The following is a 15098-nucleotide window of genomic DNA, read 5'->3' as shown; positions in this document are numbered from 1 at the left end:
GCGCGCTAGTCAGTACGCAAACCCTTGTGTGCCAGATGGGCTGTCAGACGTGTCTGCAATTGCTGCAGGTGTGCTGCCGGACAGCGATGACGCACGGCTGCCGCACACGCGTAACCCAGCAGGTAGCTGATTTCGGTGCGTCGCCCGTGAAGCACATCCTGATACATGGATGAGTAATTGGCTGCCGTTGCATGAATGACCCGCAGCACTTCAGCATGCAAGTCATGCGCTGCCGCTGGCTGGCCGCAGCGGCCCAGCAAATCGCTCAGCTCGGCGCACAGTGTTGCGACCTCGCAGGCGTGCTCGAGCAGGCCACCATTACGGCAGTCGTGCAGGACCGTCAGCGGGTTGATCGCGCAGTTCAGGGCCAGCTTGCGCCACAGCCGCGTCAGGATGTCCGGTGTCCATTCGTGGGGAATGCCACTGGCGTGCAAGTCCTGCAGAAGTGCGGGTGCCGTCGGGTTCGATACATCGCCAAGCCAGTTGAAACCGTGGCCAGCTAACCTGACACGCCAGTCCGACTCCAGAAACGCGCCTTCAGTGCTGGAGGCGAACACGCAGCGGATGTGGGGGATTCTTGCAGCCACAGCGTCCTGACTGCCCAGGCCGTTTTGTAGCAGGATGACGTCGGCATGTGCCGCCAGACGCGGTGCCAACTGCGCAACAGCCTGCTCAGCGTCGTAGGCCTTGCAGGCGACCAGCAGCCGCTCGATGGGTTGGTGATGTTCGGCGGTCTGTGCTTCGACCGAGTACGTGTGGGCGATATCGTTTTCGACCAGTGTCACGCAACCGCCACTGGTGTTATAAGCCGCCAGCCGTTCAGCATTGCGAAGAATCAGCCGCACCGGCAGACCTGCGCGCGCCAGTCGCGCCGCCCACAGAGTGCCCAGACTTCCCGCGCCGAGAACATGCCATGTCACCGCCATCAGTGAGGCACGTTAAGGCGTTGAAGCGGTCTGCTGAAGGTGAAAACAAGGATGTGCATGAAAGGCTCACAGTGAATGCAGGAAAAGTCTCGTTATAATGAGCGTTCTTTCAAACCGTCAAGTCACGCGTGCCCGAATCGTGCGCACGCCGTTTATCTGGAGAACATACATGCCCTCGTTCGACGTAGTGTCCGAATTGGATAAACACGAAGTCACGAATGCCGTCGACAATGCCATCAAAGAGCTGGACCGTCGCTATGACCTCAAAGGCAAAGGCACGTTCGAGTTCAAGGAACTGACTGTCACGCTGACCGCAGAAGCAGACTTTCAGCTGGAGGCCATGATCGAAATCCTCAAGCTGGCGCTGGTCAAACGCAAGATCGATGCAAAATGCCTCGAGATCAAGGATGCCTACGCTTCGGGCAAACTGATGAAGCAGGAAGTCACCCTGCGCGAAGGCATCGACAAGGAACTGGCGAAAAAAATCGTCGCCCATATCAAAGAGGGCAAACTCAAGGTCCAGGCCGCCATTCAGGGCGAGCAGGTGCGGGTTACCGGCAAGAAACGCGACGACCTGCAAGAAGCGATCGCAGCGCTGCGTGCCTATGATTCGGGCATGCCGCTGCAATTCAACAACTTCCGCGACTAATATTTTATTTGCACTGAAAGCCGGGGAACCCTGCGTCCCCCGGCCAGTCCGAATCGCCTTGAGCATTGAAATGACGGCAGGCCGCCGTGGTTTCGATGGCAGTTCATGGCGGGTAAGGAGATAACGATGGATTTAAACGCAGAAGTCGGTCATCTGTGGCAAGCGTCGCAGGCCTGGATTCCGATGATCATGGAGTACGGCAGCCGCTTGCTGCTGGCAGTCGTAACGCTGTGTGTGGGCTGGTGGCTGATCAACCGGCTGACCGGAAAACTGGGCGCGTTGCTGGCCTTGCGACACGCCGACCTGGCCTTGCAGGGCTTCGTCAGCAACCTGGCGAACATCATTCTGAAAATCCTGCTGGTGGTCAGCGTCGCGTCGATGATCGGCGTCGAAACTACCTCGTTCGTGGCCGCTATCGGTGCTGCCGGCCTGGCGATTGGTCTGGCATTACAAGGCAGCCTGGCGAACTTTGCGGGTGGTGTGCTGATTCTGTTGTTCCGTCCGTTCCGTATCGGTGACTGGATCGAAGCCCAGGGTGTGTCGGGAACTGTCGACAACATCCAGATCTTCCACACCGTGCTGCGCACCGGCGACAACCGTACGGTGATCATTCCCAACGGCAACCTGTCCAACGGCATCATCACCAACACCAACCGTCAGCCAACCCGCAAGATCACCTTCGATATCGGCGTCAGCCACGATGCGGATTTGAGGAAAGCATTGCAGGTCCTGCTGGACATGGCAGACGACCCACGCGTACTAAAGGACCCGGCCCCACAGGCCGTGGTGGCAGCGCTGGGGGAGAACGCAATTACCTTGTCCCTGCGTGTCTGGACCAGCAGTGGCGACATGGGCGACGTGACGTCGATGTTCAACATCGAAGCACGCGACCGCTTGAAGGACGCAGGCATCGAGATTCCATTGCCGCAACGGATTGTGCGGGTGGTTCAGGAATAGTGGTTTGTGCGGTATGAAAAAGCCTTGGCTTGTGAGAGTCGGGGCTTTTTTGTATGCGTTCGTTAAAGGTTAGTCTTTTGTGGCGAGTGTCGCGTTTATAGCCGACTCATCATCGGCTTCTTGAATATTGCGTCTACACAGATCAGTCATTTTTTTTGGGTGTGACTTTTGGGACTCATTGTAGCTTTATGATCAAAAAGCATATAAAGGCTGAAAATGCAGTCAGGCCTGCTGCCAACGCATGTATGAAAAAAACTGTTCGGATTTTTCTGGAGCATCTCCACGGTTTCTTCAAATATGCGTATATAAGCAACAGGCCAGTTGCGACAAACTCTATGCACAGGAGTGAAAATATCGTTCCGACGACAGTCAGCGCTCCCATGCCTAAATTGCTGGCTGTTTGAAGCACGTATATACAAAGGGCTATACCGCTAATGGGCAGCCAGATTCCCAAGCCAATGAGCGTGAGGAAAAAATAGTGGCCGATATGATTTTTAGCTTCGGTAGTCATTGTTCTGTCCCTGTTTTCCTATCCAGTTGGCGTGTAGGTTTTTTCTTCGATAGTAAAATGTCACACCTCCCGCACGGCTCGTACTTACGGTGAGCCGTAGGTAAACGGGTCTGCGCCGCGGTTCTGAGTGTTCTTCACTTTGCGGGCTTCATCGGCGGCGGACCATTTGTACGGTCAGGCTGCCATCGGTGCCTGCGTAGACCACCGCACTGACGCCGCCGTCCTTGTAACTGGCGATGGTCGCCAGATTGATCTCGACCAGGGCACCACTGACCCCGGTATTGCCCAGACGACGACCGATGTCGTAGCCCTCTTCGACATTGCCCAGCTCAAGACCGTGGCCGTCCTTGTTCAGGTCGTGGAAGGCGTTGTTCAGAGCGATTTCCGCTTCCGGGTTGTTGGTGCTGTCGTAGAACACCCGTACAGGTTTCTGACCGTCGGGCAAGGTATCCAGCGCGTGCACCCAGGCGGCTTGCAAGGCTTTGGCTTGCAAAGCAGGTTTCAAGCGCTTGCCGTTTTCATCCTGCATGGGCGCCTTGATCGGGCGGTGCAAATAGCCGAGTACCGGCGCAGCGTCGAACTCCTTGACCTGATGCTGACCCCAGCGGATGGGCAGCCACGGGGAGGGCTCGAAGTTGCCAGGGCCTCGGTTGCTAATGGTTTTCCAGAGGGTGGGGAGTTGGGATTGCCAGTAGGCGGTGGACATGGTTCCGGGGGCGTAGGGGGGTTTCAACGCCTTTCGCTTTCTCGGCAGTTTCGTACCAGTCCATAAATGCTTTGTCCCGATCCCAGTAGAAAGCCCAAAGCTTGCCTAGATCGGTATCTTTGCTCTGGTTGTCCTCGGGCTCGTTTGTCGCATAGGGACGAATATATCGATCTACCCTGTCAGAGCGGGTGACCAGCAGGCCTGTCATGCTTTCAAATACCGTTGGTACTACTTGAGTATTTTTCTGCAGGCCAAGAGTGCCACGTTTGCGATATATGTTCCGCGTGACGTCCCCGTCCTCGCTTGCGATCAGTGCTTGCGGAACTTTAGGATTAGCCTCAAAAAACTGAAACAGGCGCTCGATCGTGTTTTGTGCGTAGTTGGTGCTCTCATCGTTTTGCCAGAGAAGCTGGGTGACACCTAAGGTCGCTGCATTCCGGCCAGAGTTGATCAGGTTCGCTGCACGGTAGGGCTTTTCGTAAGGGTTCGGAGGGCCTAAAGCAAAGGCTGGAATTGGCCAATAGGCTACTGACTCTCCTGCGGAATGCTGAAAAGCCACCCGAGTATTAATATCCGCTGTAGTTTCTCGCGAGCTCAATGATGGGTTATAGGCTTTAGAGTCCGACGGAAATATCGATGAGAAATTGTTGCTTTTTTTAGCAATTTCTCGCCAGACAGACGATTGATGCCAGTCATTGACTGCAAGGCCTACGCCTCGTATTTCTAGTGAGTATGTTCGTGCTTGCGCAACCTGTTGTTCTGTATTTTTAGCAATAATCTCGGATTTATAAGCCGCCAGTTCGCGCTTTTCATTAGCAATAGCTTTGCCCCACCAATGCCCGCTGTAGCTGAGCAGAACCGCACCTAGAATTCCTGCAATACTCCAGCGCATTACCGAATGTATGTCACGCAATTCCATATCGTTTTCCTGTGCTTCCCTTGCATGGTCTGATCACAAATAAAACCCCTAGACCACTCGCACATTCATGGCGTGGCTGGCCACACCCTGGCAGCCGCACGCCAGTCGGTGGCCGTGCAGGACCACCGGTATGCCGTTCAGTTTTCGGGTGGGGTGGCCTTCGATAAAGGCGAATTCTCCTGAATGAAGCGGGCAGGTGGCTTTGTCGCCCAGCACGGCCGGAGGCTTGCCGTTGAGGGTGTGAGTGCCTGCCAGTTGGCAGGACACCACTCGGCCACCACTGCTGGTGGCGTCGCCCAGGCAGACGGGGTAACTCACTCTGCAGGTGCCCCGCCGGTTGGCGAGCCGAAGGTAAACGGGTCTGCGCCGCGGTTCTGGCTGTTCTTCGCTTTACGGGCTTCATCGGGCGGGCGGACCATTTGTACGGTCAGGCTGCCATCGGTGCCGGCGTAGACCACGGCGCTGACGCCGCCATCCTTGTAACTGGCGATGGTAGCCAGATTGATCTCGACCAGCGCACCGCTGACCCCGGTATTACCCAGACGGCGACCGATGTCGTAACCCTCTTCGACATTGCCCAGCTCAAGACCGTGGCCGTCCTTGTTCAGGTCGTGCAGGGCGTTGTTCAGGGCAATTTCGGCTTCCGGGTTGTTGGTGCTGTCATAGAACACCCGTACAGGTTTCTGCCCTTCGGGCAAAGTATCCAGCGCCTGTACCCAGGCGGCTTGCAAGGCTTTGGCTTGCAATGCAGGTTTCAGGCGCTTGCCGTTTTCATCCTGCATGGGCACCTTGATCGGGCGGTGCAAATAGCCGAGTACCGGCGCAGCGTCGAACTCCTTGACCTGATGCTGACCCCAGCGAATAGGTAACCAAGGGGAGGGCTCGAAATTGCCGGGGCCGCGATTGCTGATGGTTTTCCAGAGGGTGGGGAGCTGGGATTGCCAGTAGGCGGTGGACATGGTGCTCGGGGCATCTGGTACCTTGGGATTATAGGTGCCTGCACCCGCTTCATACAGATTCTTGTCGCGCTCCCAGTAAAAACTCCATAGCTTGCCCAGATCGCTGTTCTTGTTTTGATTGTCCTCTGATTCATTAGTCGCGTACTGACGGATGTAGCGATCTACCCGATCCGAGCGAGTGACCAGTAGGCCTGTCATGCTTTCGAACACTGTTGGTACGACTTGAGCATTTTGCAGTCCGGGAGTACCCGCCACACGCAAGCCGTTTCGCGTGACGTCACCATCTTCACTTACGATTAGCGCCTGAGGCACTTGGGGATTATCGTCAAAAAGACGGAATAAGCGTTCAAGCATTTTTTGAGCATGGGTGGTGTTTTCAGCGTCTTGCCACAAAAACAGTGTCACACCTAAAGTAGCAGCGTTGCGCCCATTTAAAATATTGTCAGCAGCACCCGTATCCGCAGGTTGTTTGGGGGGGGCAATTGCAAACGTTGGGATGGGCCAATATGCGACCGCCTCGCCTGCTGAGTGCTTGAATGCAGCACGGATATTAATGCTCTGGGTATTCTCTCGAGAGAGTAAGGAATCCGTATAATCTTCGGGGTTTTGCGAATATATTGATGTAAAATTATTTTTCTTTTCTTTGATTTTTCGCCATACAGATGATTGATGCCATCCCCCTACGGCTAGTCCGATTCCGCGCATTTCTAAAGCGTAGGTCCGTTTTTGCAGCGCCTGCTGTTCGGAAACTTGTGCTGCTACGTTAGATTTATACGCGGCTAGTTCAACCTTCTCATGAGCAACGGCTTTACCCCACCAGTGGCCGCTGTAGATCAGCAGTAAAGTGCCCAAAATGGCTGCAATGCCCCAGCGTGTTACCGAGTGTATGTCACGAAGTTCCATGTTGTTTTCCTGTGCTTTAAAGTAGGCAAGTAGGACGAACCCTATCCAGAGAAAAAGTAGTATTCCAGTTATCCAGATATACGCCTTCAGCTTGGGGCGTAGTGAGATTTTCGGTTGATGGAGCTTCACTTTTCACCACTTTTTTCAAGTGGGGCGGTTACTAAAGACGGCGGCGTTAGTGATACCAGCCCAGAGGGCGGAAATATGCCTCGTTGGTAATACGCATGACTGGCTTTCACCAATGTCTGAGCTTCGACGCTAATTTTTGCCCATCCCGGTAATCTTTCAATGATTCCGAATGTAGTTTTATCTATCCTCCAATTCGCAATCGCCACCAACACCTCACGCATCTCAGGATCGTCCAGGCATTTCGCCTGCCCAATCGCAATGTCCATCGCCGTGACCCAGCGCTGATTTTCCGGGCTGCGCAACACCGCCGAGTGATAGCTGTTCGGGTCCAACTCCGGAGCCTCGGCCAGCCTTGCCCGAATTTCATTGGGGGTTTCCTCTCGCTCCAGAGCGTACCTGTCCGAGGGTTTAGGGGCGCCTTCTCCGGTCAGTCGCCGACTTTGCATGGCGCTAGTTTGATCACCGGATGCTTTGCCTTTATTCCAGCGGTCGCGCTCTTGCTCCAAATCTATCCGGCCTGAATAGGTCCTGATATTAATCCAGTTGAACTTGGCGCTAGGATTGCCCAGTGCGGCGTTGATGCTCACATCATCGGGCTTGTCTAAGCCTGCTTTGGTGGCAGTGCCTGATTCAAACTCACCACCAAACATCTGTGGCTCATGTGGAGGGCTCAAGGGTTCGGCATTTATCAGGCACAACTGGCCCATCTCTACCGGGGCTTGCGAGATGACACCTGCCACTGTCCAGCCTCCAGGGTAGCGTGGCTCATTGTCCGCACGCAGCAGCTCATGACCTGCCGGCTTTCCGACCAGTACCGGAGCGTTGTCACGATGGCGCTTGGTCCACATGCGTTGGTAGAAACGCAACGGTTGTAATTCATTCATGGGTTGCCGGCCGTTTTTCTTGCCCAGCGTATCCCAAACGCCATACGTGCCGATGCCCTTGACGTCATCCAGAGCAACGGTGGTGTCGTCCGGGCAGAAGTACAAGTACACCTTGCCGCGATTATCGCGCTCCGGAAAAATCGCCAGATTACCGACCTTGTCCTTGCGTACACCCTGCGCCGGACTCCATTTCGGGCCGCTTCGCCCGCAATAGGTTGCAGGGTTACGCAGGTCCGACAGCGGCGGCTGGGTGTGAGGTGCCTGAGTGACTTCAGTGACAATACGCGTCAGCGTGGACAGCGTGTCGTGGCCCTTGGGTGTGACATTAGGGAACAGGCTGTAAGGCGAGTCCACCATGATCAGCGTATCCGCGCATCGCTGACCTTCATCCACCAGCAAGGCTTGCGCCAGCAACGTGATCAAGGTGCCTTGGCTGTGGCCCATGATGGTGATGGTTTCGTCCGGGGATACGCGGCGTATCTCGCGTACCAGCATGGCCAGCCGGGTAGCCGCCAGAACAAAATAACGGCGATGCGGGCCTTCGCCCATGTACAGCGTATTGGGTAGCCTTGCCTGCACCGCCTTATGAAGAAGTGTTTTATCCAAACCCTTGTCGTACATCTGCGACAGGTTGTTGGTGGCGTTGGCAAAAAAACCTCCACCTTTGCCAAAGTGCCTGTCCAGACGATTGCCGCGCACGTCCTGATACTGGTCGCGGAGCTTGGTTGGGTCGTCGTTTTTGTCCCGTTTCACCTCGCCAGGCTCGGCCCGATATCCCCAATAAAAGGGAATCATCAGGCTACGGGTTTTCGGATTCTTGGTGTCGCGTTGATAAAGATAGGTGTCGGGATCGTCCAGAATGCCCTTCTGATCGTCTTGCACATCTTCAGATGGTAGCTTTCTTAACTTTTCGTATTCAGCCCCGTACCGCCCCGCCACCAGATCCGGCCGGTCCAGTCGCTCATTCACCCCCTGACACAACCCGCTCTCCACCATGCTGTACGACGCCCCCGGGTCATTCACACCGTGCAGAAAGATCACTACGCCTGGCAAATCGCCGGGCACTTCCATTTTGCAGGTGGTGTTGAGGTTGGGGATCAGGCGCGTATTGCCTTGGGCAACGGCGTATTCATCGACGCCGTTCATTGCGCACCTCCTTTCGGTGTGCCGCTGCGTAGTGCCGATACTTGCGCCTGATGCATCATTTCGCGTTCCACGCGCTCCGTCAGTCCGTCTGCGTTCGTCATTCCTTTCACCAGGCTGCCATCTTCCAGTTTGATTTCATACGAGTGATCCGCTGCTGCCCGCGGGCTTTGTTCGCTGTGGCCGGGGTAGTGGAAGGTGACCTGCTGGGCGGCGGGGTCGCGGCCGAAAGAGGGGATCGCAGCGCTGTCGGTCTTGGGGCCGATCCAGTCGTGCTCGCTGGCGTGCACAGTGACTTTGCCTTGCGAGCCGATCTCGACGCCGCCGCCAATCTTGATGTAACTGCCGTCATCGGCGACCAGGCGAATGGTCGGCGCGGTGATGACCACTTCGCCTTCGACGGCCGAGACGTGCAGGTTTTTCTGGGCATTGAGGGCGATGTCGTCTTCCTGGGCCTGCACCAGCACTTTGCCGCGGTTGGCGATGGCGCTGATCCCCGCGTCCTGGGCGAAGGCTGACAGCCCTTTGCCCGCTTGCAGGTGCATGGCCGCGCCGCTGGTCAATTGCAGGTTGTTCTGCGCGGTGGTGTCGTGGTGTTCACCGGCATAGTGAACCTGCGAGCGCGGCGTGGCGCTGGCAATACCTGCTGCTGCGGTCATGGCCAGTACCGGGTCGCCCAAGCCGTTGCTGTCCGGCGCGGGCCATTGATTCAGCGACTGACGCAAGGCGTCGATGCCTTGAGCATCCACTGCCTGACCGCCGCGCGCGGCGGCGGTTTCGCCGAGGGATTTGAACAGCTCGCCGCACTCGGCCAGCAGTTTGAGCAGCTCTTCGCGATCCAGCTGTGAGCCTTTTGCGTCGGTACGCGCATAGGTGGTGAGCAACATGCCCTGCGCGGCACGCAGGGCGATGGCGGCATCGGTGCGCAGTTCTGCGCCGTTGCCGCGTGGCTGGGCGGTGCCGTCAGTGCGCGGGTCGGTCAGTTTGCCCAGGTTGAGGGCGGTGGCCTGATGGGTCGTGCCCATGCGCGCGCGCAGCGAGCCTGGCGTGTCATCGAACAGCAGTTCGTTGAAGCCGCTGCCTTTGTGTTCCTGGGTGCGGATCCCCGACAGCGTGCGGTTGCCGGGCAGCCCCGAGGCCTTGCTGAAGCGTGGCGGCAGATTAATGTTGTTGTAGAGCACCGACGTCACCAGAGGCCGGTCGATATCGCCCGCCAGAAAGGTCACCAGCACTTCCTGGCCGATGCGTGGCATGAACTGATGCCCGAAGCCGCTACCGGCACTGGGCATCGCCACCCTTAACCAGGTGGTGCCTTGCGGCAGGCTGTCGCCGCGCTGCCAGTGGAACCTGACCTGTATCCGCGCCAGCTCGTCAGTGAACACTTCCTCACCTTCCGGCCCGACCACGATGGCGCTCAGAGGGCCCGGAATGCTCGGGCGCGGGACGGTGATCGGATGACGGTAGGGGATTTTGTGGCGAATGCACACGAACTCGTTTGTGTAGCCCGCGCCTTCGTCCGACAGGTAATTGTTGCTGCCCTCATGCTTGACCGTTATCAGCAGAAAACTGCGATCTTCAGCAGAGCCGCGGTCATGATCAAAATGCTGGGTCAGCTCAAAGGTGTGGCCAGGGTACATGGCGCGGCAGGTACTGTTGCCGGTGAATGTCTTGCCCTGTACTTCAATGGCTTCCAGGCGCTGACGCACCAGGCGTTCACCGTCTTTGAAGGTGCCATGGCTATAGTGATCGAGCACGTCATACACTTCATACGCGTCGACGTTGCCCTGCTCATTGAGGCTCGGCATGCCGACAGGCAACTGATTACGGGGCTGCTTGTAGTCAAATGTCTGAATGGACATGCGCCCCGATTGCAGGCGTCGATGGCTGCGCCATTCGGTAATCGAGTCCGCTGTCTCGGTAACGGATGCGCTGTGATAACGAATGCTTGGCTGTTGCGGCAGGGGCGAGAGGTCACGCGAGTGATCAAGAATGATCAGCGTGTGCTTTTCCTGATTGTGATCGAAATAGAAGAACAGGCCTTCGTGTTCCAGCAACCTCAATACAAAGGTCAGATCGCTTTCACGGTATTGGGTGATGTAACTGTGCGTCTTGAGTGGCTGGCTGAGTTGAAACTCGAAGTCGGGCAATGCGCCGTAGGCCGCAAATACCGTTCGGATAACGGCTTCGATGGTCTGTTCCTGAAATATGCGCGAGTCGACGCGTCGCGAGAGCATCCATAGCCAAGGGCTTAGTGTGGCGCTGTAGCGGGCCAGGCCGCCGTCGCTGCCTTCCAGGCTGAAGGCACTGATATAACCATTGATGTAGCGCGATTCGCCGGTGGCGAGTTCTATTGCCAATTGTGCAGGCTGGCCGATCTGCGATTTGAGTTCCAGGCCGGCATCGCGGCTGATCATCGACAACTCGAAACTGAACAGCTCGGACAGGCTTTCAGTACCGGAAAAACGTTCCAGCAGGAGTTCCTGTTCGTCACGGGCAACGGTCGTCAGCTTGATCAAGCGACGGTTTTGTGGCGCAAATAGCGCCGTTAGATCCTTTAACATTGTTGCTCCGTTATATAAAACCAGCCGCTCGTTCCGCTAGAGAGTGCTGATATAGAGAGGGGCGTGAGTCTATAGACTTCTTTCCGGGGGCACACACTTAAATTGCAATGGGCCATCACCGGGCAACATTACTCCTCACGGCGCGCTGAGGTAGTGGGGAATGGCTAACGATTTCGTCGTCCAATTCATAAGAAGCTGTAGTGCGTTTCTTACGGCGTAATGAGCACGGCCATGCAGGCTGCAAGGCTTTGCTTTTAGTAGAGAGGGCTGGAGGAGTGTGATATGAAAAGCCCTGGCTCACGAGCATCAGGGCTTTTTAGTTGGCGATTACTGCAGGCTTATATTGGCCAGCGTGACGATAATGCCGAGGCCTGCGACAGTGGCGGCTACTGCGTTGATGGAGAACACTGTGCGTATCTTTCTGGACAGTCTCCATGGCTTTACGGCGAACGCATAAATCAGCAGAAAGATGATCGCGAAGATTTCCACCTGCGCGAGCAGCACTACCGCACTGCCCAAGGCCATTGATCCGGACAGGCCATCAGCGTCTCGCGACAGATAATATGTCAGCAGGGTGCCGATGATGGGTAGCCAGATCCCCAGGCTGATAAGAATCAGTGGCATGGGGTTGAAAGGGCGTGTTTGGTTTTCGGTGTCCACTTTTTTTCCTTGATGAGTGATCCAGCGATCAGGATTTCTCGATCTCTGAAACTTCTGTCGGCGCCTCGGCCTTCGCGGTGCGTATCTCGCGGCTCCATTGCAGGATGATCATCACCAGCGTTGGAATGCCCAGTAAAGCGGTGATCAGGAAGAAATTGTGATAACCGAATTTCTCCACCACCACGCCGGAATAACCGCCCAGCAAACGCGGCAACAACAGCATGATGGAACTGAGCAGTGCGTATTGAGTGGCGGAAAACTTAAGGTTGGTGAGGCTCGACAGGTAGGCGACAAACGCTGATGTCGCCAGCCCTGAGCTGAAGTTGTCCAGTGAGATGGTCAGGATCAGCATCTTCACGTTCGGCCCCATGTCCGCCAGCAACAGGAACAGGATGTTGGTCGCTGCCGAGGTGAAGCCGCCGATGAACAGGATCGGCATGATGCCGAAGCGTACGATCAGCAGACCACCGGCACCAGCGCCCAGCAGCGTCATGATCAGGCCGAAGATCTTGCTGACACTGGCGATCTGGTCCTTGGTGAAGCCCTGGTCGATGTAGAACACGTTGGCCATGACGCCCATCACCGTGTCCGACATTCGATAGGTTGCAATCAGGCCCAGTAACAGCAGGGCCTGCCAGCGATAACGCATGATGAAGTCGTTGATCGGCGTAAGCACCGGTGCCAGCCCGCGACGACCCATTGACGACAGGCAGGCGAAGGTCAGAAGCGTATAGAGAATGGCGCGCAGGAAAGCCCGGTCTTCCAGCAGCAGGTCCATCCAGCTGGTGCCGTTGAACAGCACGCTGGCGAAGTCGGTGTTGTAAAGCTGGGTAAACATTGCTGGTACTGAAACCAGCAGCACAATGAGCACGAACACCGAGGCCAACTGGTGGGTAAAACCATAGCGCGCTGCCGACAGTTGGGTGCGCAACGGTACGGGTGGCTCGCGCATGATCAGTGTAGTGACCAGCGCTGGCAGCATCAGCAGGCCAAACAGCACATAGGTGCCGGTCCACGCCGAATGCTTGTAGGCAAAGCCTGTTGAGCCGAAACCTTCAGCGAAGTACAGCGCGCCCGCGGTCGCCAACAGTGCGGCCACCCGATAGCCGGACATATAGCTGGCGGCGAGGGCGGCCTGCTGGGTGTCCTGAGCGATTTCAAGGCGATAGGCGTCGATGGCGATGTCTTGGGTTGCGGAGGCGAAGGCCACCACCACGGCAATTGCGATCAGCCAGGATAAATGCTTCTGCGGATCGCAGAAGCCCATCCCGATCAGGCCGAGAATCACCAGACTCTGTGCCAGCACCAGCCAGGAGCGCCGCCGCCCCAGCTTGCCCAGAAACGGCAGGCGCCATTGGTCGAGTAAGGGCGACCAGACCCATTTAAAGGCGTAGGCAAGACCGATCAGGCTCGCATAACCGATGGTCTCGCGAGCAACACCGGCTTCGCGTAACCACACGGATAATGTCGAAAAGACCAGCATATAAGGCATGCCCGCAGCGAATCCGAGCAGCAGTAACACTAATGTCGACGGGCTGGCATATGCGGCGAGCGCGGCGCGCCAGGTTTTACGGGGCATGGGCTGGAATCTGCCTCAGGTTACGAAAACAAAGGGCGCACTCTAACCGCTGTGCTATAGGGGACGCCAGCCATGGCGCTGCATATCCACCCGATTATTCAGAATGGTAACGCCCTCGGCGCGCAAACGGGCCCGCTGTTCGTCACCGGACACACTGCCAACGGGCAGACTGAGCCGACCGCCGGCCCCCAGCACCCGATGCCAGGGCAGGGAAGAGCCGTCCGGCAACTGACTCAATGTACGGCCCACCCAGCGCGCAGCTTTGCCCAGCCCTGCCAGTTCAGCCAGTTGACCGTAGGCGACCACCTTGCCCTCCGGTATTTGCGCCATCGTCAGGTAGAGGGCCGTACGTCGCATTTCGGCAGCTGACGGCTCGCCAGGGTAAAGAAGTGTCAAGTCCGGGTCGGTCACGCGTTTATCCTGTATAAAACGATATTGATTGTCGTTCGCGGAACTTTGGTCGATCGTCGCTGTCTGTTACCACCGTGTCCGGCGGTCCATGGATTGAGATCGCCTTGATGTTTTTCTGCAGGATGATGCCCGCCTTCCCGCCAAACAGAGCCTGATTACCGCTTATGTTGTCCAGAACCCTGCTGTGCCTCGCAATTACTACTGTTTCCACTCCATTGCTTGCCGACACTGTCTGGTTGAAGAACGGTGATAGGCTGACTGGCACAATCAAAGTGTTCGACGGTGGCAAGCTGCTATTGCAGACCGAATACGGCGGCGCTATTCCGTTGGACTGGAAGCAGGTCAAAACCCTGCAAAGCGATCAGCCACTGTTGGTAAAGCAGGATGAGCACACAGGCGAAGTCTCCAAGTCGTTGCAGGCTTCGGACGACGGCAAGGTCGTACTGGCTAATGGCGATGCACCCAAGACCGTCGAACTGGCAAGCATTCATCAGATCATCAAGCCCAAGCCGGTTATCACTGATCTTGTCTGGAAAGGCAATATCGATGCGGCGCTGGATTTCCAGCAGGCAGAAAACGATACCAATGACTACAACATTGCCTTCAAGACTTCGGCGCGTCACGGCCAATGGCGCCATAACGCCAAAGGCGATTACAACCGCGAAACGACCGATGATGTGGTGGGCACCGACAACTGGAGCGCCGAATACTCGCTGGACCGCTTCCTGACCGAGAAATTCTTCTGGGATGCTCGTGTGACCTACAAGCGCGACAAGATCGAAGACCTGTCGCGCCAGCGTGTTGTCGGTACAGGTCCTGGTTACCAGTTGTGGGATGACGAGCTGGGAGCCTTCAAGGTCGGTGCGCTGCTCAACCGTACAGATTTCGAATTCTCCAATGGCCAGAAGGAAAACTTCTATTCCGTTGCCGGCACCTGGGATTACAACCGCTACCTGATCGGCAAGAAGTTCGAGTTCTTCAGCAACGGCGAACTGGGCAAGCCGTTGAGTGGCGTTGCCGATTACTCGATGGATGTCGAAGCCGGGCTGCGCTACAAGGTTACCGACTGGGCGTCGCTTAACCTGAAGGCCGAGAAAAACATCATCAGTGGCTCGGATAACGGCGACGTGGACAAGACCCGCTATACCGCCGGTTTCGGTGTGAGCTGGTAAACAATGTGGCGAGCGATGCACACCGTGTG

12 protein-coding genes and 1 pseudogene are annotated in these 15098 nt (G+C 56.6%); 3 read left to right on the top strand and 10 right to left on the bottom strand.

Annotation, left to right across the window (positions count from 1 at the left end):
- Nucleotides 1-5: 5 nt before the first annotated feature.
- Complete coding sequence (locus RYA97_RS12210) at nt 6-926, bottom strand: putative 2-dehydropantoate 2-reductase (protein ID WP_005745019.1); 921 nt, start codon at nt 924-926, stop codon at nt 6-8.
- Between the two features lie 169 nt (nt 927-1095).
- On the opposite strand from RYA97_RS12210, the gene RYA97_RS12205 reads away from it, so the two are divergent.
- Both RYA97_RS12205 and RYA97_RS12200 read left to right on the top strand, forming a co-directional pair.
- Nucleotides 1096-1575: a YajQ family cyclic di-GMP-binding protein gene (locus RYA97_RS12205; protein ID WP_005745020.1), complete on the top strand. Its 480-nt coding sequence runs from the start codon at nt 1096-1098 to the stop codon at nt 1573-1575.
- A gap of 126 nt (nt 1576-1701) precedes the next feature.
- Nucleotides 1702-2532, top strand: a complete 831-nt coding sequence (locus RYA97_RS12200; protein WP_003363993.1) for a mechanosensitive ion channel family protein — start codon at nt 1702-1704, stop codon at nt 2530-2532.
- 175 nt (nt 2533-2707) lie between these two features.
- Here the strand turns inward: RYA97_RS12200 and RYA97_RS12195 are convergent, their stop codons facing one another.
- The 9 genes and pseudogenes from RYA97_RS12195 to RYA97_RS12155 form a co-directional block, all read right to left on the bottom strand.
- Nucleotides 2708-3043 carry a hypothetical protein gene (locus RYA97_RS12195; RefSeq protein ID WP_005745021.1) on the bottom strand — a complete coding sequence of 112 codons (336 nt, stop codon included), beginning with the start codon at nt 3041-3043 and terminating at the stop codon, nt 2708-2710.
- An 84-nt stretch (nt 3044-3127) separates the two neighbouring features.
- Nucleotides 3128-4686: pseudogene (locus RYA97_RS12190) on the bottom strand (DUF2875 family protein); the annotation flags it as partial.
- A gap of 30 nt (nt 4687-4716) precedes the next feature.
- Complete coding sequence (locus tag RYA97_RS12185; protein ID WP_003350919.1) at nt 4717-4986, bottom strand: PAAR domain-containing protein; 270 nt, start codon at nt 4984-4986, stop codon at nt 4717-4719.
- Entirely contained in the window at nt 4983-6659 is a 1677-nt protein-coding gene (locus RYA97_RS12180) for a DUF2875 family protein (RefSeq protein WP_162882963.1), read from the bottom strand. The genes RYA97_RS12185 and RYA97_RS12180 overlap by 4 nt, the downstream gene beginning before the upstream one ends.
- On the bottom strand, nt 6656-8689 hold the full coding sequence (locus RYA97_RS12175; RefSeq protein WP_057405150.1) for a DUF3274 domain-containing protein: 2034 nt from the start codon (nt 8687-8689) through the stop codon (nt 6656-6658). The genes RYA97_RS12180 and RYA97_RS12175 overlap by 4 nt, the downstream gene beginning before the upstream one ends.
- Entirely contained in the window at nt 8686-11247 is a 2562-nt protein-coding gene (locus RYA97_RS12170) for a type VI secretion system Vgr family protein (RefSeq protein ID WP_117140069.1), read from the bottom strand. The genes RYA97_RS12175 and RYA97_RS12170 overlap by 4 nt, the downstream gene beginning before the upstream one ends.
- 327 nt (nt 11248-11574) lie before the next feature.
- A complete protein-coding gene (locus tag RYA97_RS12165; protein WP_117140070.1) occupies nt 11575-11907 on the bottom strand; it encodes a hypothetical protein in 333 nt (110 codons plus the stop codon).
- Nucleotides 11908-11935: 28 nt separating this feature from the next.
- Nucleotides 11936-13486: an AmpG family muropeptide MFS transporter gene (locus RYA97_RS12160; RefSeq protein WP_010200805.1), complete on the bottom strand. Its 1551-nt coding sequence runs from the start codon at nt 13484-13486 to the stop codon at nt 11936-11938.
- 54 nt (nt 13487-13540) lie between these two features.
- A complete protein-coding gene (locus tag RYA97_RS12155) occupies nt 13541-13897 on the bottom strand; it encodes an MGMT family protein (RefSeq protein ID WP_005740986.1) in 357 nt (118 codons plus the stop codon).
- 164 nt (nt 13898-14061) lie between these two features.
- Between RYA97_RS12155 and RYA97_RS12150 the strand changes: the two genes are divergently transcribed.
- Nucleotides 14062-15069, top strand: coding sequence for a DUF481 domain-containing protein (locus RYA97_RS12150; protein WP_005733444.1), 1008 nt, complete (start codon nt 14062-14064; stop codon nt 15067-15069).
- The last annotated feature ends 29 nt before the right edge of the window (nt 15070-15098 follow it).

This window comes from Pseudomonas syringae group sp. 26L6 (genome assembly GCF_032587815.1).
Lineage (GTDB): Bacteria > Pseudomonadota > Gammaproteobacteria > Pseudomonadales > Pseudomonadaceae > Aquipseudomonas > Aquipseudomonas amygdali.
This window is presented reverse-complemented; position numbering and strand designations above follow the sequence as displayed.